The organism is Corallococcus sp. EGB (genome assembly GCF_019968905.1).
Lineage (GTDB): Bacteria > Myxococcota > Myxococcia > Myxococcales > Myxococcaceae > Corallococcus.
This window is the reverse complement of the sequence record NZ_CP079946.1, coordinates 380423-402058: the sequence shown is the minus strand read 5'-3', so window position 1 is coordinate 402058 and position 21636 is coordinate 380423. Positions and strand designations below refer to the sequence as shown.

General features: G+C 72.1%; 19 protein-coding genes. 12 read left to right on the top strand and 7 right to left on the bottom strand.

The window, feature by feature from the left end; all coding sequences use genetic code 11:
- Positions 1 to 124: 124 nt before the first annotated feature.
- Together KYK13_RS01740 and KYK13_RS01735 are read right to left on the bottom strand one after the other, a co-directional pair.
- On the bottom strand, positions 125 to 433 hold the full coding sequence (locus tag KYK13_RS01740) for a CBS domain-containing protein (protein ID WP_223646468.1): 309 nt from the start codon (positions 431 to 433) through the stop codon (positions 125 to 127).
- A gap of 117 nt (positions 434 to 550) precedes the next feature.
- Complete coding sequence (locus KYK13_RS01735) at positions 551 to 1087, bottom strand: hypothetical protein (protein WP_223641378.1); 537 nt, start codon at positions 1085 to 1087, stop codon at positions 551 to 553.
- A 200-nt stretch (positions 1088 to 1287) separates the two neighbouring features.
- On the opposite strand from KYK13_RS01735, the gene KYK13_RS01730 reads away from it, so the two are divergent.
- From KYK13_RS01730 to KYK13_RS01720, 3 genes are all read left to right on the top strand, one after another.
- On the top strand, positions 1288 to 4239 hold the full coding sequence (locus KYK13_RS01730; RefSeq protein WP_223641376.1) for a hypothetical protein: 2952 nt from the start codon (positions 1288 to 1290) through the stop codon (positions 4237 to 4239).
- A gap of 31 nt (positions 4240 to 4270) precedes the next feature.
- The gene (locus tag KYK13_RS01725; RefSeq protein WP_223641374.1) at positions 4271 to 5461 is read left to right on the top strand and encodes an OmpP1/FadL family transporter; all 1191 of its coding nucleotides are present in this window, start codon (positions 4271 to 4273) and stop codon (positions 5459 to 5461) included.
- 86 nt (positions 5462 to 5547) lie between these two features.
- A complete protein-coding gene (locus KYK13_RS01720) occupies positions 5548 to 6840 on the top strand; it encodes a YecA family protein (RefSeq protein ID WP_223641372.1) in 1293 nt (430 codons plus the stop codon).
- A 4-nt stretch (positions 6841 to 6844) separates the two neighbouring features.
- Here the strand turns inward: KYK13_RS01720 and KYK13_RS01715 are convergent, their stop codons facing one another.
- Both KYK13_RS01715 and KYK13_RS01710 read right to left on the bottom strand, forming a co-directional pair.
- Positions 6845 to 8005, bottom strand: coding sequence for a cyclic nucleotide-binding domain-containing protein (locus KYK13_RS01715; protein ID WP_223641369.1), 1161 nt, complete (start codon positions 8003 to 8005; stop codon positions 6845 to 6847).
- Positions 8006 to 8062: 57 nt separating this feature from the next.
- Positions 8063 to 9160, bottom strand: a complete 1098-nt coding sequence (locus tag KYK13_RS01710) for a cyclic nucleotide-binding domain-containing protein (protein ID WP_370645398.1) — start codon at positions 9158 to 9160, stop codon at positions 8063 to 8065.
- 361 nt (positions 9161 to 9521) lie between these two features.
- Between KYK13_RS01710 and KYK13_RS01705 the strand changes: the two genes are divergently transcribed.
- The gene (locus tag KYK13_RS01705; RefSeq protein WP_223641363.1) at positions 9522 to 10289 is read left to right on the top strand and encodes a hypothetical protein; all 768 of its coding nucleotides are present in this window, start codon (positions 9522 to 9524) and stop codon (positions 10287 to 10289) included.
- A gap of 10 nt (positions 10290 to 10299) precedes the next feature.
- Here the strand turns inward: KYK13_RS01705 and zigA are convergent, their stop codons facing one another.
- Both zigA and rpmG read right to left on the bottom strand, forming a co-directional pair.
- A complete protein-coding gene (zigA, locus tag KYK13_RS01700; RefSeq protein ID WP_223641361.1) occupies positions 10300 to 11556 on the bottom strand; it encodes a zinc metallochaperone GTPase ZigA in 1257 nt (418 codons plus the stop codon).
- Positions 11553 to 11717: a 50S ribosomal protein L33 gene (gene rpmG, locus KYK13_RS01695; RefSeq protein WP_223641360.1), complete on the bottom strand. Its 165-nt coding sequence runs from the start codon at positions 11715 to 11717 to the stop codon at positions 11553 to 11555. The genes zigA and rpmG overlap by 4 nt, the downstream gene beginning before the upstream one ends.
- A 245-nt stretch (positions 11718 to 11962) precedes the next feature.
- Here rpmG and KYK13_RS01690 point away from each other — a divergent pair, with 245 nt between their 5' ends.
- From KYK13_RS01690 to KYK13_RS01660, 7 genes are all read left to right on the top strand, one after another.
- Entirely contained in the window at positions 11963 to 13273 is a 1311-nt protein-coding gene (locus KYK13_RS01690) for a sialidase family protein (protein ID WP_223641358.1), read from the top strand.
- Between the two features lie 2 nt (positions 13274 to 13275).
- Positions 13276 to 13920 (top strand): hypothetical protein, encoded by a 645-nt coding sequence (locus tag KYK13_RS01685; RefSeq protein WP_223641356.1) that lies wholly within the window; start codon positions 13276 to 13278, stop codon positions 13918 to 13920.
- Positions 13917 to 15155 carry a YncE family protein gene (locus KYK13_RS01680; RefSeq protein ID WP_223641354.1) on the top strand — a complete coding sequence of 413 codons (1239 nt, stop codon included), beginning with the start codon at positions 13917 to 13919 and terminating at the stop codon, positions 15153 to 15155. The genes KYK13_RS01685 and KYK13_RS01680 overlap by 4 nt, the downstream gene beginning before the upstream one ends.
- Complete coding sequence (locus KYK13_RS01675; RefSeq protein ID WP_370645268.1) at positions 15152 to 15871, top strand: c-type cytochrome; 720 nt, start codon at positions 15152 to 15154, stop codon at positions 15869 to 15871. Before KYK13_RS01680 ends, KYK13_RS01675 begins: the two co-directional genes overlap by 4 nt.
- 146 nt (positions 15872 to 16017) lie before the next feature.
- The gene (locus KYK13_RS01670; protein WP_223641350.1) at positions 16018 to 18429 is read left to right on the top strand and encodes a PAS domain S-box protein; all 2412 of its coding nucleotides are present in this window, start codon (positions 16018 to 16020) and stop codon (positions 18427 to 18429) included.
- Between the two features lie 112 nt (positions 18430 to 18541).
- Positions 18542 to 19324, top strand: coding sequence for a hypothetical protein (locus tag KYK13_RS01665; protein ID WP_223641347.1), 783 nt, complete (start codon positions 18542 to 18544; stop codon positions 19322 to 19324).
- 118 nt (positions 19325 to 19442) lie between these two features.
- Entirely contained in the window at positions 19443 to 19847 is a 405-nt protein-coding gene (locus KYK13_RS01660) for a DUF2203 domain-containing protein (protein ID WP_223641344.1), read from the top strand.
- Positions 19848 to 19857: 10 nt separating this feature from the next.
- Here KYK13_RS01660 and KYK13_RS01655 read toward each other — a convergent pair whose 3' ends face one another.
- Positions 19858 to 20463, bottom strand: coding sequence for a hypothetical protein (locus KYK13_RS01655; protein ID WP_223641342.1), 606 nt, complete (start codon positions 20461 to 20463; stop codon positions 19858 to 19860).
- 159 nt (positions 20464 to 20622) lie between these two features.
- Here KYK13_RS01655 and KYK13_RS01650 point away from each other — a divergent pair, with 159 nt between their 5' ends.
- On the top strand, positions 20623 to 21549 hold the full coding sequence (locus tag KYK13_RS01650; RefSeq protein ID WP_223641339.1) for an NmrA/HSCARG family protein: 927 nt from the start codon (positions 20623 to 20625) through the stop codon (positions 21547 to 21549).
- Positions 21550 to 21636: the final 87 nt, after the last annotated feature.

The following is a 21636-nucleotide window of genomic DNA, read 5'->3' as shown; positions in this document are numbered from 1 at the left end:
CGCCAGTCAGACCTGGAGGTGTTTGCTCCCAGCCCTTTGCGCAAGGGCGGGTGTCCACCAGCGGTCAGGCGGCCTGGCCACCGGGCTTGCCCTCCCCCGCGCCGGATGGGCGCGCAGGGTCCTTTCAGTGCAGCCAGCCGCTGGAGGCGGCCAGCCGCAGCGGAGCCGCGGCCTCCGCGGTCGTTTCTTCCGGCGCCGCCAGCGCCTTGACCGTCAGAATTTCAGCCAGCCGCGCCAGCGGGCGGCGGCGGGCCACGCGGTGCAGCTCGTCCTCGGTCACCTCGCCCAACAGGTCGCCGCCGCGCCCCTCCACCACGGGCAGCACGTGCACGCCGTGGCGGTACATCTGCTGGAGCGCTCCCAGGACGGTGTCCTCCGGGAACAGGGTGATGGCGCGGGAGATGAGGTTCTGGAACTCAGGGCTGCGGCACATCGACACGTGAGGCCTCCGGTGCTCGGCGTTCGGGCGCCGTGTGCCGGAGGGCCTTAGCAATCCGCTTGCCGACGTCCCCCGGCGCTCCGGGGCCCCCCGCGGCTCCGCCTGCCCGCGCTACTTCTTCGCCGCGGGCTTCACGGACTCCACCAGCTTGCGGAAGTCCTTCTCCGCGCCGTTCACCGTCTTCTCCGGCCCGGTGAGCTTGTAGAAGAGCGCGCCCTCCGGCCCCTCCACGATGGCGCCGCGCAGCTTGAACTTCGGCTTGGGCGCGGAGGGCCCCATCATGGGGCCGCCGCCCGCGTACGTGCCCTTCACCTCCACCGTGGTGACGGGCAGCCCGTTCACCTTCTCCTGCTTCGTCTTCGCGTCCTTGTCGTCCAGGGGCTTGCCGTCGGGCTTCTGGAACTGCGCCACCCAGCGCTTCACGTTCGCGTCCACCGCGCCGCCCTGCCCCTGCCCGAAATAGAAGACAGCCATTTCCGCGTCTTCCGCGTCTCCCTTCGCGGCGGGCACCTTGTATGTCGCCGCGCGCATGGGCCTGGGGGGCTGGGCGGCCCACTCCGCGGGCGCGGTCCACGTCAGGCCTCCGGCCTCCTCCGCGCTCGCGCCCATCGCCACGGTCATCGCCAACACTGTCAGCAGTCGTTTCATGGACGGCAGCGTATCCGCGTTCTCCCGCGCGTCACGCGCCCCCTGCCGCGCACGCGGCGTGAGCGTCCACCCGCATGCACGCGGCGCCACCCCACACCTGACTCGGCGCGTCAACCCCTCTCACTTTGTGACTCGGGATTGGCGTGCTACTCACTGCATTGTTTCCAGCAGTTCACCTTGGGCTGGAGGGGATTCCCACCATGAAGAAACAGTTGTTCCTCGGGGCCATGGCCCTGGGAGCCGTCGCCTGCACGCCGGAGATCGCGCAGGACGCTCCGAATACGAACGTCGGTCTCGCGGAGTTCGATCCCACGGGTTCTCCCGCCGTCGTTCCCTCTCCCAATGATCTGGCCATCAACCAGACCACGAAGCTGGTGGAGGCGCCCATCAACCCGGCGGCCTCCGCGGCGGAGCAGGAGTTCACGCGCGACTACCTGAATTCGCTCAACGGCTTCCCGACGTCCGCCATCGCCAACACCAAGGTGAAGGACCTGGATCCCTTCACGGTGAACTCGAAGACGGTCGTCTTCATCGACCTGTACGCGGGCACGCCGCTGGCGACGAAGCCGGTGACGCCGACCATCGCGTACAACGAGGACACGGACCTCATCAACATCATCCCCCCGGTGGACCCGAACACGGGCCTGCCGGCGTGGCCGAAGGGCGGCCGCTACGCGGTGGCGCTCATCGGCGGTGAGAACGGCCTGAAGACGACCGCGGGCTACCCGGTCATCGGGTCGGCGACGTGGGCCTTCGCGAGCTCCGCGAGGCCGCTGGTCACCTGCGAGGACCTGACCGCGCCGGACTGCGCCCCGGCCACGGAGATCATCCCCTCCACGGAGACGGATCCGGCCAAGCGCCTGGCGGACCAGACCCAGAGCGCCCTGCGGCTGGAGCAGCTGCGCCGCGGCTACGCGCCCATCATCGAGGGCCTGGTCGCCAAGGGCTTCAAGCGCGAGGACGTGGTCCTGCTGTGGACCTTCAGCGTGGTCAACCAGCCGGAGGCCACCATCAACCTGGCGGCCACCCCGCGCGTCCCCACCATCGTCCCGTTCCCCAACGACCTGCTGCGCGTGCCGGCCACGGCCACCGCGGCGGCGCACCTGAACTTCCCCGTCCCGACGACCCCGGGCCTGCAGCAGGACCTGTTCACGGGCCTGAACACGCTGGACGGCTTCTCCACCACGGGCGCCATCGTGTCGGAGAACGGCGACGCGCAGGGCGTGCTGGACGGCACCATGTTCCGCGAGGCGGCGGACGGTCCGGCCCCCCGCGTGGACGCGGCGTCGCTGGCCGCGGGCGTGAAGTTCTTCAAGCTGTCCAACCTGGACAAGGGCACCCAGCCGGACGTGGTGCCCTGCCTGGTGGAGAAGACCGGTGACTGCGGCACCAGCGTGGGCACGGCGGGTGTCGTCGACGTCCCGCAGCAGCTGCAGATCGTCCCGAAGACGCCGCTGGATGGCGCCACCCAGTACGGCGCGGTGCTGACCACGGACCTGAAGGACACCCGCGGCCGCAACGTGGCCCCGGCGACGGCGTTCGCGCTGATGCGCCTGGCCAACCCGGTGTACGACGCCGCGACCAAGAAGAGCACCATCTCCTCCGTGCCGGACTCGCTGGCGGCGGCGCTGGAGCCGGTGCGCGCGGCCCACAAGCCCTTCTTCGACGCGCTGGCCAAGGCGGGCCTGCCGCGCAAGAAGATCGCCCTGGGCTGGGCGTTCACCACCCAGAGCACCACGTCCGTGCTGCAGCAGCTCTACACGCTGCCGGGCGGCGTGTACGGGACGCCCGCGGCGCCCACCTCCGTCTTCCCCATCACCACGCAGGTGAAGGCGGCGATGTCCGGGGTCGGGTTCACGTCCAACAACATCGCCGCGGTCTACGAGGTGCGGGCCAACACGCCCTGGCTGCTCACGGGCCCGTTCGACACGCTGAACCCCACCGAGCCGCGCCCCACCCGCTACCCGTTCATGCTGTTCGTGCCGAACGGCGAGGCGCCCTCCACCGGCTGGCCGGTGCTGGTGTTCGGCCACGGCCTGACGAGCAACCGCACCGCGGTGCTCGGCGTGGCCAACAAGCTGACCGGCGCGGGCTACGCGGTGGTCGCGATGGACGCCGTCTACCACGGTGAGCGCACCAGCTGCGTGGGCTCCGCCACGGTGCTGGGCACCACGGGCTCGGTGGGCGACGACGGCGCGTGCGCCGACCCCGCCACCCAGCGCTGCGAGACCAACCGCGGCAGCCTGTCCTACGGCCGCTGCGTGGCGCGCACGCCGGCGAACGGCGCGGACTGCAGCGCCTCGGCGCTCCCGCCGGGCGTGCCGGCCGACGTGTACTGCTCCAGCGTGCTCTCCCCGTCGCAGGGCGTGTGCCGCGCGGACACCCAGCGCTGCGAGGGCGGTGACTTCAAGCGCGACAGCTCCGGCGTCCCGGTCATCTCCGGCTGGAACTTCCTGAACCTGGGCAACCTGTTCACCACGCGCGACAACTTCCGCCACCACGTGGTGGACTTCAGCCAGTTCCTGCGCGTGCTGGCGAGCCCCGAGCTGTCCACGGCCGTGGGCGTGCAGCTGAACGCGGCGCAGGTGGACTACGTGGGCCAGAGCCTCGGCGGCATCATGGGCACCATGTCCACCGCGGTGTCTCCGCGCGTGCACCGCTCGGTGCTCAACGTGGCCGGTGGCAACCTGGCCAGCGTGCTGCTGACGGCGCCGGCCTTCTCCGCGCAGCGCACCGCGTTCCTGGCCCAGCTGGCCTCCGCGGGCGTCAACCCGGGCACCCCGGCGTTCGACACGTTCATCAGCCTGGCGAACACCATCCTGGACCCGGCGGACGCGCGCAACTACGCGTACCTGCTGGACAACAACGCGGCGGCCGGCACGGACCCCAAGGTGCACCGCGCGTTCATCCAGTACATCGAGGGCGACCAGGTCATCCCGAACGCGAACACCCAGGCGCTGATCAACGCGGCCAACCGCAAGGACGCGCCGCGCACCGTGGCCACGTACATGTTCCCGGAGTCGCTCATCGGGGGCATCCCGGCGTCCGGCCGCCACTCGTTCCTCAACCACCCGCAAATCCCGGTGAGCGTGCGTGACGCCGCCCAGGACCAGATCATCGGCTTCCTGTCCACCGGCACCGTGGCGCAGTAACGCGAACCACTGAGAGAGGACTCAAACACCCATGAAAAAGACACTCTCCCTCGTGGCGATCCTGGCGGCCGGTACGAGCCAGGCCGCGGGCTTCCAGGTCGACACCCACAGCGCTCGCGCCACCGGCGCGGGCGGCGCCGCCACGGCGTGGCTGGAGGACTCGTCCTCCATCTATTACAACGTGGCGAACATGGTCGGCGTGAAGAAGCTCGACATCACGCTCGGCGACACGGGCATCCTGCCCAGCATCAACTTCCAGCGGCCGGGCATGGAGCAGGAGGGGCAGCGCACCACGCTGTCTCCGCCTCCGCACCTGTTCGTGGTCTACAAGCCGTTCGAGAAGGCGGCGTTCGGCGTGGGCGTGTACACGCCCTACGGCGCGCGCAGCCGCTGGGAGGAGGGCTTCAGCGGCCGCTTCCGCGGCTACGAGTCCGCGCTGGCGACGTACTACATCAACCCGTCGTTCGCGTATGAGCTGCACCCGCGCTTCCGCTTCGGCGCGGGTCTGGACATCGCCCGGGCCACCATCGAGCTGACGCGCGGCCTGGACTTCGTGAACAGCGAGGGCTCCATCCACCTGGGTGGCGCGGACTGGGGCTCCGGCTTCAACGTGGGCGTGCAGGCCAAGCTGCTGGACAACCTGGACCTGGGCCTCCACTACCGCAGCGCCATCGACATCGCGTTCCAGGGCAAGGCGGACTTCCAGAACATCCCGGTGGAGTTCCAGAGCCGGCTGACGGACCAGAAGGCGCACGCGGACGTCACCCTGCCGTCCACCGTGACGGCGGGCCTGGCGTACCGCCCGCTGTCGAACCTGCTGCTGGCGTTCGACGCGAGCTGGGTGGACTGGTCCTCCTTCTCGGAGCTGGCCATCCACTTCGAGAACCCGTCCATCGACAACCCGCTGCCCAAGCGCTGGCACGCGAAGTGGAAGTACTCGCTGGGCGGTGAGTACGGCGTGACGGACGCGCTGCAGGTGCGCCTGGGCTTCACGTACGACCCGTCCCCCAGCCCCAACAGCACGCTGACGCCGGACCTGCCGGACGCCAACCGCATCAAGGTGTCCGCGGGCGTGGGCTACGAGTTCAAGCCGTTCCGCGCGGACCTGGGCTACCAGTTCGTCGCGCTGGCGAACAAGGAGAGCACGGCGCCGGGCATGCCCGGCACGTACTCCGGCTCCGCGCACGTGCTGGGCCTGACGTTGGGCTTCAACCTGCAGTAGCCCGCTGAACCGTTCCTGAAGCACCGGGGCGCCCGGCTCCTTCCGTTCATGGAAGGGCCGGGCGCTTTCGCTTACGGTGCCGGGCCGTGAGCCCTTCCAAGCCCGGCCGCAACGACCCGTGCCCCTGTGGCAGCGGGAAGAAGTACAAGGCCTGTCACGCCGCCGAGGACCGCGCGAAAGCCGCGCAGCCTCCTCCCTCCGCCCCCGCGAACCCGCTGAAGCAGGACCTGGAGGCCGCCATGGCGCTCCTGGGTGACGCGGACGTGTCCCGCCTGTCGCAGGCGCTGGAGCACCTGAGCGTGCTGCTCCAGGCCGCCGGTCCCCAGCCGGGGCTGCGCTACGACGACAAGGCCTTCAGCGACCACGTGGGCCAGGCGCTCGCGAAGCTGGCCGCGCAGGAGGGCCTGGACGCGATGGCCGCCCGAGACAGCCTGCGCGTGGGCGTGGTGCGCGAGCTGGGCGGGCGCCACTTCCAGGAGAAGCTGGGCGCGGCGCTGCTCGCGCAGGCGGCGAAGGGCGGGCGCACGCCGGAGGAGCGGCGGGCGCTGAGCGTGGGCGCGCTGCTGGCCACGGCGGCGAAGAAGACGGGCAAGGTGCGGCCGGAGGACAACCCGGTGCTGGACGTCGTCTTCGACGTGCAGTTCCGCGAGTGGAGCCAGAAGCACGCGGAGGTGGTGCGCAAGTACGAGGCCCTGATGGAAGGCATGGCGCCGGAGTCCCTCACGCCCGAGGCCGCGGAGGCCCTGCGGAGGGCGGAGACCGGTGAGCTGGACGCGCTGGTGAAGCACGTGCAGGCGGACCCCGCGCTGGTGGAGCGCATCTCGCGCGAGGCGAAGGAGCGCGCGCAGCGGGTGGAGACGAAGCTGCGCGACCCCGCGACGCCGTCCGTCTTCTCTCCGGAAGAGGAGCTGTGGCTCACCGTCACGCTGTGGGAGCCCCTGCGCGCGATGAAGACGCAGCCCAAGGACCCGGAGGCCCGGCGGCAGGTCATCGCCGCGCTCCTGCGCGCGGTGAAGGGCGCGGTGGACGCGGACTTCCTCGAAGGCATGCTGGAGCGCATGCGCGCGGGCGCGAAGGACCCGGCGGCGGACGAGCCCACGCGCGAGTGGCTCACCGACGCGGCCATCGCCTTCGAGGCGGAGCCCGCGCGGCTGGTGCTGGCGGCGCTGCTCACCGCGCGGCAGGAGGCGCGGGGGCGGAGCGCGGAGGAGCTGGTGGCGCTCGCGGACCTGAAGGCGCTGCCCGCGTGGACGCCGGAGCAGCTGGAGCCCTACCGGCAGCTCCTGGAGAAGGAGGGCCGCGCGTCCGGCGCCGACCGCGTCCGCCGCGCGCAGGACTGGCTGCGCGAGCACCCCGTGCGGCTGGACGCGGAGGCCTGACGCGTTAGACGAAGAGCGCCTTCGCGGTCTGCTGGAGGCGCTCCGTGCCCATGCGCATGAGCTGGCCCTTGAGGCCGGGCTGGCTGACGACGTGCCGCTCGAAGGCGGCGCGCTCCAGGCGCAGCACCACGCAAGGCGTCTTCGTGCGCACCGTCGCGGAGACGGGCTTGCCGAGCAGCAGCGAGATTTCACCGAACACGTCGCCCTCGCGCAGCTCCGGCAGCAGCACGATGCGGCCCGGCTGCTCCAGCGACAGCTGACACTGGCCGCGCAGGAGCAGGTAGAAGGCGTCGCCCGGCTGGCCCTGCGTGAGGAGCACCTGTCCCGCGGGCACGGCGCGCAGGTCGAACTCGCGCGACATGGCCTGCTTCAGCGCGGGCGACAGGTTGGTGAACAGGGGGCTGGTGCGCAGCAGGTTCTCCACCAGCCGGCGCTGGTAGAAGGCGTGCACCGCCGCGTCCACCTCCGGGTGCGCCGCGCTCACGCGGGCGAGGGAGGAGCGCTTGAACTCCAGCAGCACGGAGCGCTCGCGCACCTCCACGCTGGCGAGCCGGGGCCCCTCCGACACCAGCGCCACCTCGCCGAAGAAGTCCCCCGGCCCCAGCGTGGCGACGACCTGGCGCGCGTTGCCCTCCACCCGGCGCGCCACCTCCGCGCGGCCCTCCACCAGCGCGAACATGGAGTCGCCCGGCTGGCCCTCCTCCACCACGCGCTGGCCCGGCCAGAAGGCGCGCACCTCCAGCGCCCCCACGAGCGCCTCGAAGGCGTCGCGTCCCACGGCGGACAGGACGGGCACGCCCGCGTCCTTGCCGTCCGGCACCCAGGCGAAGGTGGGGGCCAGGGCGCCGGGAGGCTGGGCGAAGCGCTCCGCCAGGGCGCGCACCGTCTGGGGCCTCGCGCGCCGCGACAGCACCGCGGCGGCCACCGCGCGCAGGAGCGCACCCGCGCGGGTCCAGCCGAGCGCCGCGTCGTCGTAGGCGCGGGCGGCCTCGGGGGCTCGCCCCAGCCACTCCAGCAGCTCCGCGACGCGCTGGTGGAGCTCCGCGTCCTCCGGCTCATCGCGCAGGGCGGCCTGGTAGCCGGCCAGCGCCGCGTCCATCTTCCCTTCGGCGGCGAGCGCCGCCGCCTGGGACTTCAGGGACCGCGCGTGTGGAGGGTGCGCCATGCGCGCCTCTGTAACCCAGCCGCGCGGCGCACGCATCCCTTCCCAGGGGCAGTCCGTTCAGCTGCTCAAATCGCGCACCCGCTCCGCCAGGCTCTGGGTGAAGAGGCGGTAGATGCGCAGGGCCGCGGCCTCGTGCGTCTCCAGGAAGTATTGGAAGTCCGCCCGCGTGACCCGCAGCGCGCGCACCACCGTGTGCGCGCGCACATGCGCGGACACCGGGCCGTCGAGGATGAGCGAAATCTCTCCCAGGAACGCGCCCGGCCCCAGCATGTTGAGCTGGCGCGCGTCCGGCCCCGGGCCGGTGGACACGCTCACCATGCCCTCCAGCAGCACCACCAGCCCCATGCCCCTGGCGCCCTTCTCCAGCACCGTCGTGCCCGCCGGCACCAGGACGGGCCGGGCCAGACGGTAGAGGTCGCGCATGTCCTCCAAAGACAGACCATCGAAGATGGGAATGGCTTTCAGATAGCCATAGCCATCCACCACCGGCGGGGCCTTCTCCGCCGCGGCCGCGCCCTCCGGCGCCGACGCGAGCCCCAGGTGCTGGAGCAGCCGCGCCTGCTCCGCCTGGAGCAGGAGCAGCCCCGCTCCGGACGCGTGCTTGATGCCGTCCGCCAGCAGCACCAGCGCGCGCCACGTGGCGCCCTCCGCGTCCAGCAGCTCGCACATGCGCAGCACGGCCTCCGGCCGCTGCGGGTCGTCCACGGGCACCGCGCGCAGCATCTCCAGCTCCGCGTGCGCGTTGCCCAGCATCCGGAACGTCCTCGCCGCCTCCAGGGGCCGGTGCATGCGGCCCAGCAGGTGCGCCAGAGACTCGCGCGCGCCCAGCGCCTGGTACAGCGACAGCGCCTGCTCCAGCGAGCCGGCCCGCTCGAAGGCGGCCGCCGCGCGGGCCTGCTCCCCCACCCGCAGCCACGCCTCCGCCGCCAGCAGCGGCGCGCCCGCCTGTTCGTACAGCGGCGCCGCGCCCCGGTCGTCTCCGTCCGCCTCCAACAGCCGCGCCGCGCCCGCGAAGTCGCGCGCCTGCCGCAGCACCTCCACCAGCTGGGTGCGCGTGGCGGTGGGCACCACCAACGCCTCCTCCAGGACCCGCTCGCGCTGCCCCGCCCCCATCGCCTCGTAGGCGCGCACCGCCTCCTCCAACGAACCCTTCATCACCCGCGCCCACACCCCTCGAGTGGCGCTGGAGCCAGGGCCCCCGGCCACGTCGCCCACGTCCAAATCGTCTGGAGTCACGGCCTTGTCGTTCCTCCCGGACGCCCTGACGGACAAACGACGTCCACGCCGGGGTCCAGGAACCTGAATCCGTAGCATCCCGAAACATGGAAAGCCAGCCATCACGGCCATCAACGACAAGCCTTGGACAGACTGTCCACCGCGTGAATCGGATGCGCGGAACCTGAGAGGTTGGGGTTCACGCCAACCCTGCGCTTCGGGGTGGCTGTCGTGCGTGAGAGGGCTTCCCCACCTTCGGGCCTCCCTGTCCCAGGGATTCCTACCCCAGGTGTCTTCCCCCATGATGTCGCGCTCCACTCTCTCCCGTTCCCTCGATGTCCTGAAGTCGTCCCACCTGCGCCGCGCGCTGACCATCCTCGCGCGGGGTGGCTGTCTGCTGGTGCTCGCGTCGGGCGCCGCCAGGGCCCATGAACCCGAGTCTCCGCCTCCGGCGGCGGCGCCGGTGCGGGCGGAAGCCCCGGCGCAGGCCGAGGCTCCGGCGCAGGCCGAGGCTCCGGCGGAGGACATGGTGTGGGGCGAGGAGGCGCTGGCGCAGGCGGAGCTGCCGGAGTCGATGGAGGACGCGGCGCGCACGCTGGAGGACTCCCCGGTGGTGGTCTGCTCGGGGTCGCTCCAGGTGGCGTACCGCCCCGGGCTGCTGCTCACCACGCCGCGAAACTCCGTGCAGCGCGAGTCGCTCCAGTTCAGCGCCTGCCCCGTCAACGACGGCGTGGTGATGACGGCGGTGGGGCTGGAGACGCTGCACCTGAAGCGCGCGACCTGCATCGGCAACGCGGGCGGCGCGACGTCCGCCACGGTGAGCTGGTCCAACGGGGAGAAGTCCTCCGTGGAGCTGGACCGCGTGGAGGCGGTGGTCGACGGAGGGATGCAGGTCTTCACGTCCGAGGGCACCATCCGCTCCGGGCGCCACGCGGGCCACGCGGTGCGCCTGGTCACCGCGGTGCCCACGCTCACCACGCTGGCGGCGTGCGTCCAGCCGTCGGGGCTCACGACGAACATGGGCATCGCCACGCTCACCGTGACGGACCTGCCCTCCCAGGACGAGTGAGGGTGGCCGCTCAACCGGCGGACGTGTCCGGCGTGTCCGCGTCCTGAGCCATCCTGCGCCACTCGGGGAAGGGGTCCTTGAGCCGCGCCCAGGCCTTGGGCCCCTTCGCCAGCTCCTGGGGCGTGAGCAGGCAGCGCTCCAGCGCGCCCGCCAGCGCCGCGGGGTCCGCGTCGCGGGTGATGAAGACGATCTCCTGGCGCCGGTCTCCATACGGCCCGGCCGCCACGTCGCGCTCCAGCTCCGCGCGCACCTCCGGGTCATCGGGCCACTCCTCACGAGGCAGCGCGGACCACCAGAGGCCCGCGGGCTCGAAGCTGCACGCGCCGCCCGCCTGCGCCCACAGGCCGGTGATGTCCATGCGCGTCGCCAGCCAGAAGAACCCCTTGCTGCGCAGCACGCCCTTCCAGCTCCCGTGCACGAAGTCCCAGAGGCGCTTCGGGTGTAGCGGCACGCGGCTTCGAAAGACGAAGCTGCGGATGCCGTAGGCCTCGCTCTCCGGCAGGTGCTCGCCCCGCAGCTCCCGGAGCCAGCCCGGGGCACGGCTCGCGCGCTCGAAGTCGAAGCGGCGCGTGTCGAGCACCTCCGACAGCGGCACGCGGCCCCGTTCCGAGGGCACGATGCGCGCCTGGGGGTTCAAGCGGCGCAGCACCGCCTCCAGCCGTCCCAACGCCTCGGCGTCCACCAGGTCCGTCTTGTTCAGCACCAGCACGTCGGCGAACTCCACCTGCTCCACCAGCAGGTCCACCACCGTGCGGTCGTCCTCCTCCGCCAGCGCGAGCCCCCGCTCCGCGAGCGCCTCCGCCCCCTCCCAGTCCTTCAGGAAGTTGAACGCGTCCACCACCGTCACCATCGTGTCCAGGCGCGCCACCTTCGACAGGCCCTGGCCCTCCTCGTCCTCGAAGGTGAAGGTCTCCGCGACGGGCAGCGGCTCGGAGATGCCCGTGGACTCGATGAGCAGGTAGTCGAAGCGCTTCGCCTTCGCGAGCTTCGCCACCTCCTTCAGCAGGTCCTCGCGCAGCGTGCAGCAGATGCAGCCGTTGGACAGCTCCACCAGCTTCTCGTCCACGCGGCGCAGCGCGGCCCCGCCGCCGCGCACCAGCTTCGCGTCGATGTTCACCTCGCTCATGTCGTTGACGATGACCGCCACCCGCAGCCCCTCGCGGTTGTGCAGCACGTGGTTGAGCAGCGTCGTCTTGCCCGCGCCCAGGAACCCCGACAGCACCGTCACCGGCAGCCGCGAGTCCACCGCCTCACGCGCCCGGGTCATGGCCTGCCCTCCACGAAGAGCACGTGCTTGCGCACCCTCGGGTCGTACTTGCGCTTCTGGAGCTTCTCCTGCGACTTCCGCTTGTTCTTCGTCGTCGTGTAGCAGTAGCCGGTCCCCGCCGAGGACACGAGCTGGATGATGGTGCGGTTTCCCTTGGGCATGGCTACTTATGTAACTCAGTTACAATAACACCTCAAGCCTTCCGGCGGTGCGGGCCCCTCGCCGCCAGGGTTGCCGCGGCACCCGGTGGCGACCACGACGCAGCCCCCGCGGGCCAGGGATACCGGCTGGCTGCCTGCCGCATGGGGAGCCGGTGACGCCCGGGGCCGTCCCGCGCACGCGCCGCTATGCAGGCGCGGGCCGGGCGCTATCGTGGGGGGCCATGGGGCCTGCCCCGGAGCACCGGATGCGAAAGCGACGAATCATGGGGGTGTGGGCGGCGGTGACCGGGGTCCTGGCGTCGGGCACGGCGTGGGCCCACGCCGGCCTGCCAGAGTCGGCCAACGTCACGCTGAGACGGGGCCACCCGGAGGACTTCTTCGTGGGGGCCACGTTCGGCGCGGTCATCTCGCGCGACAGCGGGCACACGTGGCGCTGGGTGTGTCCGGATGCCATGGGCTACGGCGGCTGGCGCCCGGAGTCCTTTGTCTGGCGCGGGACGGGGGAAATCCTGGCGGCCACGGGCAACGCGCTCCTGTCCTCGAAGGACGGCGCGTGTTCGTGGTCGTCACATCCCGCGTTCAAGGACACGTGGGTGACGGGGCTCGCGGCGCACCCCACGGATGACGCGGTGTTGTACGTGACCACGGGCCGCTCCACGTCGGCGACGAACGGGGTGTTCCGCTCGGATGACGGTGGCGAGACGTGGCGGGCGCTGCCGCTCCAGCGCGCGGGGGTCCTCTTCTCCGCCGTGCGCCTGTCCACGGCGGAGCCGCGCACGCTCTACGTGTCCGCGACGGACACGGCGCGCATGTATCTGTTCCGCAGCGACGACGCGGGCGAGACGTGGGAGGAGCTGCCGCAGGCCTTCCCGGACCTGGTGCGCCCGTTCGACTTCGTGGTGACGGCGACGGACCCCGTGGAGCCTCACGGCGTCTGGGCGCGCGTGTCCGCGCAGGGCTACACGCACATCCTCCACAGCACGGACGGCGGGCGCACCTTCACCGCGCGCACAGGCGCGGGCATCGACGACGTCTTCGTCAACATGGACCTCTCCGCGGACGGCGGCACCGCGTGGGTGTCCACGTACAACGCCTTCTTCCGCAGCCAGGCGGGCGGGCCCTTCGCCAAGCTGGAGCTGCCCACCGGCAACGCGTGCGTGACGCGCGTGGGAGACGTCATCTACGGCTGCGGCTCGCCGTGGCTCCATGACTGGTCCCTGGCGCGCAGCAGCGACGAGGGCTCCACCTGGGAGCCCCTCTTCAGCCTGGAGCAGATCCAGGGCAGCCATCAGTGCCCCGCGGGCACGCCCGTGCGCGAGCTGTGTCCGTCGCGCTGGCCCCAGCTCGCGCAGACGATTGGCGCGCCGCTCTACCCGGACGGCGTGCCGGACGCGGGGGTGCCGGATGCGGGCGCACAGCCGGCCGACGACGCGGGCACGCCCACCGACCCGAAGCCGAAGCCGTCCTCGGGCTGCACCGCCGCGCCCGTGGGCACGCTGCTTCCCCTGTTCCTTCTTCCCCTGTGGCGCCGCGGCCGGCGGCGCGAGGACCCATGACCATGAGACTGAAGACGTCCCTGCCGTGGAGCACCGCCGCTGTCGCGCTGCTGGCCCTGAGCGCATGCAATGACGACGACAACAAGCCCCAGGACACCGGGTGCGGCGAGCCGCTCTACGCGGGCGCCGCCACGGACGAAGCGTGGCGCACGCTGGAGGATGCGCGGAACCAGCCCGTGGACAGCTCGCGCGCGGTGACGCTGGTGTCGCCCGAGTCCGGGCAGACGTACTTCACGGACCAGGCCGCGCCGCTGTGGAAGTGGACGTCCCCGCTGCGCGCGTCGCTGGAGCGCCCGGGCCGCACCTCCCCCCTCCCCGAGGGCCCTCCGCGCGAGTCGCGGCGCTCGGTGCTCGCGTGGCTGGGGAACCTCGTGCTGCCCACCGCCGAGGCCCACCTGCCGCCGTACACGGGCGACCTCTACTGGGTGAAGGTCCAAGTCGCCGGACGCGAGTGCCCCATCGCCCAGGTGTTGACGTCGGAGTTGCAGTGGCAACTGGATGACGGCTCCTGGCAGACGGTGAAGGAGGCCGCGGGCAAGGGGCTGTCGGTCCAGGTGGTGAGCGCGTACCTGGTGCAGAACCGCATCACGGAGGGGCCGTACACGATGGGGTCCACCGTGCCCTTCACCATGGGGATGGCCAGGTGAGGCGCGCTGCCTGGCTTTGCGCGCTGGCGCTGGGCGCGTGCTCGGAGACCGCCCCCCCGGAGCCGGGCACGGACATCCCCGAGCTGACGTACGCGGAGCCGGCTCCATGGACGCGCGGCGGTTCGACGGTGCCGCCTCCGGGGCCCTCCGGGCGGCTCATCGTGACCAACAGCCTGGATGACTCCCTCAGCCTGCTGGAGATGGACGGGCTGGGCACGCCGGGCTGGGGCGAGCTGGCGCGCGTGCCGGTGGGGCTCAACCCGGTGGAGTTGGAGGGGCCGCACCACACGGCGGTGTCTCCCGCGGGCGACTTCTACTACGTGGGCATCTCCAACTACGTGCCGGGCGGCGGCTCGGGTCCGCATGGCGCGCATGGCACGGGCACGGCGGATGGCTACTGCCTGAAGCTGGACGCGAAGACGAACCGGCTGGTGGCGTCCGCGCGAGTGGATCGCAACCCGGGGGACGTCATCGTCAGCGCGGATGGGCGCACGCTGTACCAGACGCACTTCGACCTCCTGCGCGTCGCGGACGTGGCGCGGCAGGGCGGGACGGAGGAGGACATGGTCGCGCGCATGGTCATCCTCGACGCGGAGACCCTGACGGTGAAGGAGCGCGTGAAGGTGTGCCCCGCGCCGCACGCGGTGCGCCTGTCCGCGGACGAGCGCACGGCGTACGTGGCCTGCTGGTCGGACGAGGTCGCGGTGGTGGACCTGGCGGCGGAGGGCAGGCCGGTGACGCGCGTGAAGGTGGCGGCAGGCGCGGGCACGGCGGTGAATCCGCGCCATCAGCCCTACGCGCTCACGGTGTCGCCCACGACGGGGGACGTGTGGGTCAGCTCGCTGGCGAGCCGGCAGGTGCAGGTGCTGGAGCCCGGGACGCGCACGATGAACCCGGAGCGCACGGTGTTCCTGCGCGGCTCTCCCATGTTCGGCGCTTTCACTCGGGACGGGCGCACGCTCTACATGCCCTATCAGCAGGAGGACGCGGTGGCGGTCATCGACGCGGCGACGTCCACGGTGCTGCGCACGGTGCAGCTGTCTCAGGCCGGCTGTCTCAACGTGCACCAGTTCATGCTGACGCCGGACGAGCGCCACGGGCTGGCGGTCTGCGAGGGGGACCACCTGGGCCCGGGCACGTTGCACGTCGTGGACGTGAGCGAGGGCACGGTGGTGTCCACGGTGCGGATGGGCATCTTCCCGGACTCGGTGAGCCTGCTCCGGGGGCAGCCGTGAGGGGCGTGCGCGGGAGTGTGGCGGCGCTGCTCCTGGGAGCGCTGGCCGGGTGTGGCGGTGAAGACGGCCCCCAGGCCGCGGCGGATTACGGGGAGGCGTTGTTCCGGAGCTCGAAGCTGTCGGAGAGCGAGTACAACCGCTTCTCGTGCGCGACGTGTCACGCGACGACCCCGGAGGCGCCGGCGGGGCGCATCGACTCCGGGCACACGCTGCACGACGTGGCGGCGCGGCCCAGCTGGTGGGGCGGCAACGAGACGCAGCTGCTGGACGCGGTGAACTTCTGCTACGTGAACTTCATGCGCGGCGTGAAGAAGCTGGACGCGCAGGAGCCGCGCGCCCGCGCGCTGTATGAATACCTGTCGCGGCTCAGCCCGGACGCGCAGGCGCCCGCGCTGCCCTTCACGGTGGTGAAGGACGTCCAGGACGTGCCCCGGGGCGACGCCACGCGCGGCGAAGCGGTGTACCGGGCCGCGTGCCAGACCTGCCATGGCGCGACGCACACGGGCGAGGGCCGGCTGACGGACCTGGCGTCGGTGTTGCCGGAGGTGACGCGGGAGTACGACCGGCTCTTCCCGGGCATCCCGCACGCGCAGGTCGTCATCGAGAAGGTGCGGCATGGGCCCTTCTTCGGCGTGGGCGGCAACATGCCGCTCTACGGCACGGAGGCCCTGTCCGACGCGGACCTGGGCGCGCTGCTCACGTACCTGGGGCTGTAGGCCTGCCCGTCCGGTGGACGGGCATGGCGGCAGGGGCCAGCCCCCCTGCCCCTGCCCATGCGAGCCCGGCCTCCGCACCTGTAGACACATTCATGGCTTCATCGGGTTCACAAGAGCGGGGCCCTTCTTCCGAAGAGCGGACGCCCATGAAGGGCCGTTCCCCCGCGTCCGTGGCCCAGCTGCTGGACGTGGACCGCGACGCGCTCCTGGAGGACTGGGCCGCGCGGGTGTCGCCCCTCTTCGCCCCCCTGCGCCTGTCGCATGCTCAGGTGGTCGATGCCCTGCCCGCCCTGCTCGATGAGCTCCACACCGTGCTCGTGGAGGCCGAGGAGGACCCCGGCGGACAGCCCCCGCACCACCACAGCGAAGCCGCTGGCGCCCATGGCCGCCAGCGCCTGCGCCTGGGCGCCGACGTGTCCCTGCTCACGCGCGAATACGCGCTGCTGCGCGACTGCATCCTGGCGCGGGCCGAACGCGCGGACCTGGACGTGTCCCTGCCTCAACTGCGCGTGCTCTGCACCTGCATCGACGACACGCTGGCCCAAGCCGCCATCCCCTTCGCGTTCGACAGCGCCGAACGCGGCCACGCCGAGGCCGAGGAGCGCGAGCGCTTCTTCCAGCTGTCCCCCGACATGTTCTGCATCGCGGGCATGGACGGATACTTCAAGCGCGTGAACGCGTACTTCGTCCACGTGCTCGGGTGGAGCGAAGAGGAGCTCTACCAGCGCCCCTCCATCGACCTGGTCCACCCCGACGACCAGGAGGCCACGCGTGAAGAGACGCGCAAGCTGTCCCAGGGCATCCCCACCCTGCGCTTCCAGAACCGCTTCCGCACCCGCGACGGCGACTACCGGTGGCTCGCGTGGGCCGCGCGCCCCGTGCCCGAGCTGGGCCTCATCTACGCCGCCGCGCGCGACATCACCGAGCAGAAGGCCGTGGCCCAGGAGCGCGAATACCTGCTGGAGGCCGTGCGCGACAGCGAGGCCCGCTTCCGCAACATGGCGGACCACGCCCCCGTCATGCTCTGGATCACGGACGTGCAGGGCTCCACGACCTACGTGAACCGGGGCTGGTATGCCTTCACCGGCCAGACCGAGGCCACGGGCCTGGGCTTCGGCTGGCTGGACGCCATCCACCCCGATGACCTGGAGCGCACGCGGCGCACCTTCGAGGAGGCCAACGCCATCCGCCAGCCCTTCCGCATGGACTACCGGCTGCGCGGCAGCGACGGGCAGTACCGGTGGACCGTGGACACCGGCTCGCCCCGCTTCGACGCGGAGGGGCACTTCCTGGGCTACATCGGCAGCGTCATCGACATCTCCGACCGCAAGCAGGCGGAGATGGACCGCGAAGCGCTGCTCGTGCGCGAGAGCGCCGCGCGCCGCGAGGCCGAGGAGGCCAACCAGCTCAAGGACGAGTTCCTCGCCACCGTCAGCCACGAGCTGCGCACGCCCCTCACCGCCATCCTGGGCTGGGTGCAGCTGCTGCGCACCGGCAACCTCACCGAGCCGCGCCGCGAGCGCGCGCTGGAGACCATCGAGCGCAACGCGCGCTCACAGGGGCAGCTCATCGAGGACCTGCTCGACGTCAGCCGCGTCGTGTCCGGCAAGCTCAAGCTGGACGTGGAGCCCGTGGAGCTGGCCACGGTGGTGCAGCAGGCGCTCGACTCCGTGAAGCCCGCCGCGGACGCGCGCGGCATCCAGGTGCACTCCACGGTGGACACCTCCAGCAGCGTGATGGGTGACCCGCACCGGCTCCAGCAGGTGGTGTGGAACCTGCTGTCCAACGCGGTGAAGTTCACGCCCCGGGGCGGCCACGTGCGGCTGGTGGTGGCGCGGCGCGACTCCACCGTGGAGCTCACCGTGGAGGACACCGGCCAGGGCATCTCCGCCGCCTTCCTGCCGCACGTCTTCGAGCGCTTCCGCCAGGCCGACAGCGGCACCACGCGCAAGACGGGCGGCCTGGGGCTGGGGCTGTCCATCGTGCGGCACATCGTGGAGATGCACGGCGGCACCGTCACCGCCGCCAGCGACGGCGAGGGCCGGGGCTCCGCCTTCACCGTGCGGCTGCCCCTGTCCGCCACCCTGCGGCGCGACCCCGCCATGCCGCCGTCGCCGAGACCGCCCGCGCCGGCCCCGGTGCGCGTGCCCCCGCCGGAGCTGGGCGGCGTGCGCGTGCTCGTGGTGGATGACGAAGAGGACGCGCGGGAGCTGCTGCGCACGCTCCTGGAGGACAGCGGCGCCCAGGTGGTGACCGCGGGCTCCGCGGAAGAGGGGCTCCGCGTGCTCCAGGCGGAACATCCGGACGTGCTCGTCTCCGACATCGGCATGCCCGGCACGGACGGCTATGGCTTCATCGAGCGCGTGCGCACGCTGTCCCCCGCCAGGGGAGGCCGCACCCCGGCGGTGGCCATCACCGCCTACGCCCGCTCCGAGGACCGCACCCGCGTGCTGCGCGCCGGCTTCCAGAGCCACGTGCCCAAGCCCGTGGAGCCCGGGGAGCTGCTCGCCGTGCTCGCGTCGCTCGCGGGCCGCTACCCCTCGCCCCCCAAGGCGTGAGGGCCGCGGCGTCCCGTGGGACGCCCGACACGCCCGAGCGCATCCTCCTGGCCAGAGGGAGGGGGCAGGGCTTACCTTTCCCGCGATGCGTCCACCGCCCGGACAGCTGGCGATGTTCGACGCCCCGGCGCCCGGGCGGGACCCGGCGCGCTCGCGGCTGCCCTCGCGCGAGGACGCGCTGCCCCGGGCCGCGGAGCTCGCCCGGCGCGTGTCCGCGCTCCTGGGCCTGCCGGTGCACCTGCGCCTCACGGACAACCGCGCCACCCTGGTGAGCTACCGCCGCCTCGCCGAAGGCGTGCGCCTGCGCCTGCACCACCTCTTCCTGGACGCGCCGGACACCGTGGTGCGCGCCCTGGCCCGCTACGTGGCCGGTGACGCCGCCTCCGGAGAAGTCCTGGAGGCCTTCAGCCACGCCCACCAGGGCCAGGTGCGCCGCGAGCGCAGACCCGGCGCGCCCCTGCGCACCCGTGGCCGCTGCTTCGACCTGAAGGCCGTCCACGCCCGGCTCGACGCGGCGTACTTCGACGGGCGCGTACACGCCGTGGAGGTGGGCTGGGCCCGCCGTCCCGGCCGCCGCACCCGCCGCACCATCCACCTGGGCGGCTACGACGCACGCCTGCGAGAGGTGCGCGTCCACCCCGCGCTGGACCGCCCCACCGTGCCCGCCTTCGTCGTGGACTTCATCGTCTTCCACGCCCTGCTGCACGCGGACCTCGCCGCCACCGACGCCGGCCCGGGCTCCGCCCCGGACTCCGCCCCGGACTCCCATGACGCCACCGGCCGCTGCGCCGCGGAGCACACCCCCGCGTTTCTCGCGCGCGAGGCCGCCTTCCCCCTGCGCGAGGCCGCGTGGCGCTGGCTGCTGGAGAACCTGGCATCGCTGCGGCGCGGCTGACCGCCCCTCCCGGGCGTTGACCTGTTTCAGACAGGTCCATCTGGCCGTGACATGGGCGCCCGTCCCCACTCGCAACGGGGTGGCGGGCGCGGGGCGCACACTGCATGCTGTCCCCCCGATGCGCTTTTTCAGCGTGGAAGAGGCCAGCCGGCTGGTGCCGTTGCTGACGAAGACCTTCGGGCGTGTGCGCCCCTGGGTGGAGCGCGTGCAGAAGCTGGCCGAGGTGCTGGACGGCCCGGAGGCCCCTCCCGACACCGCCGAGGTGCGCTCCTTCCGCGAGGAGCGCGAGGAGCTCCTGGAGCGCATCCGCCGCGAGTTGGGCCCGCTCCAGGAGATGGGCCTGGAGATCAAGGGCGCGGACGGCCTGGTGGACTTCCACGCGCGGCGCGGCGAGGAGCCCGTCTACCTCTGCTGGCGCTACGGAGAGAGCGCCGTGGCGCACTGGCACGACGTGAAGGCCGGCTTCTCCGGGCGCCGCCCCATCGACAGCCCGGACGACTTCGAGCCCACCTACCTCAGCTGAGGGCGCCCGCTCACTTCGACAGGCTCTGGTGCAGCAGGCCCAGCTTGTTGCGCGCGGAGAGCAGCTGCTGGCGCAGCGACTCCGCCTGCCGGCCGATGTCGGAGAACTTCGCCTCCTCCGCCGCGCGCGTCAGCGTGGCCGCCTCGTCCGCCACCTCCGCCATGCGCGCCTGGAGCGAGGTGAAGACCTCCGTGAGCCGCGCGTCCTCCTCCGCCGTGCGCGTGGCCTGCTGACGCAGCGCCGCGAACTCCTGCATGCGCCCGTTGAGGTCCGCCGCGCTCTGCCCCAGCGCCCCGTAGCGCGTGAGCAGCTCCTTGAAGACCTCCGTGCGCTGCTGCAGCTCCTGCGCGCGCACGTTGACCGCGTCCGCCTGCGTCTGCTGCCGGTTGCGCACCCCGGTGATGGCCTGCACCAGCGCGCCCACGCGCAGGCGCAGGGCGTCGTCCAGGTCCGCCAGTTCCTTGAGCGTCTTCGACGCACGCTCCAGCTGCTTCTCCGACGTCAGGGGCGCTTCCTTCAGCTGCTCCGACAGCGCCTCGAAGCGCGCCAGCTCGGCGTCGAGCGCCTGCGCGGCGGAGACCAGCTCGGAGGACGGGGGGGTGTCACGCTTGCTCATGGGACCCGGAGGATGCCACGCCGCCCGCCCCTCCCTGGCGGCCGCCTGCCTGCCTCGGGAGCCGGTGCTCGGGGGAGGACACTGCGGCCGATGGGCCTCGCCAAAAAAACGGGGCGTCTCCAGCTTTCCATGACACGTCGCATCCGGAGGTCTGAACCCATGCCCGTGGATTTCTCCATCACCGTGCTCGTCACTGGCGCCACCGGCCAGCAGGGCGGCGCCGTCCTCCGCAAGCTGGCGGACCGGGGCCACCACGTGGTGGCGCTGGTGCGCGACGTGGACGCCCCCTCGGCCCGGGCCCTGCGCCGGCCCGGCGTCACCCTGGCCCAGGGGGACTTCGACGACCCGACTTCCCTGGAGAGCGCCATGCGCGGCGTGGACGCCGTCTACGCCATGGCCACGCCCTTTGGCGGAGGCGGCGTGGACGCGGAGCTCCAGCACGGCAAGAACCTGGCGGACGCGGCGAAGCGCTCCAACGTGAGGCACTTCGTGTACTCGTCCGTGGCGGGCGCGTCCGAGCTCACGGGCATCCCGCACTTCGACAGCAAGCACGCCGTCGAGCTGTACCTGCGGCGGCGCGACATGCCCTTCACCATCCTGGGCCCCGCCTTCTTCATGGAGAACCTCCTCCGCTCGCCCACGTACGACCTGCTGGCGAAGGGGACGCTGGCCCTGGGGCTGCCCGCGACGCGCGGCCTGCAGATGGTGGCGGTGGAGGACCTGGCCGGCTTCGCGCTGTACGTGCTGAGTGACCCGGAGCGCTTCATCGGCGAGCGCATCGACGTCGCCTCCGACGAGGTGACGGGCCAGCAGGCCGCCGCGCTGCTCTCCATGGTGAGCGGCCACCGCATCAACTTCGAACAGATTCCCCTGGCCCAGCTCCGGCAGCAGAGCGAGGACCTGGCGGCCATGTTCGAGTGGCTCGACCGCGTGGGCTACCACGCGGACATCCTCACCCTGCGCAACAGCTACCCGCGCGTGGGCTGGCAGAAGTTCGAGGAGTGGGCGCGCCACCAGGTCTGGGACTTCGTCTCCGCGCCCTCGTACCTCGAAGAGGCCGCGCAGCCGGTGACGCCCCAGCCCTGAGCGGAGCCTCGTCCTGCCGCCCGCTCCCCGGGGGGGAGTCCGGGGCATGTCCTTCACCGAACGCAGCGGTCGTTACGTTGAGGCGTG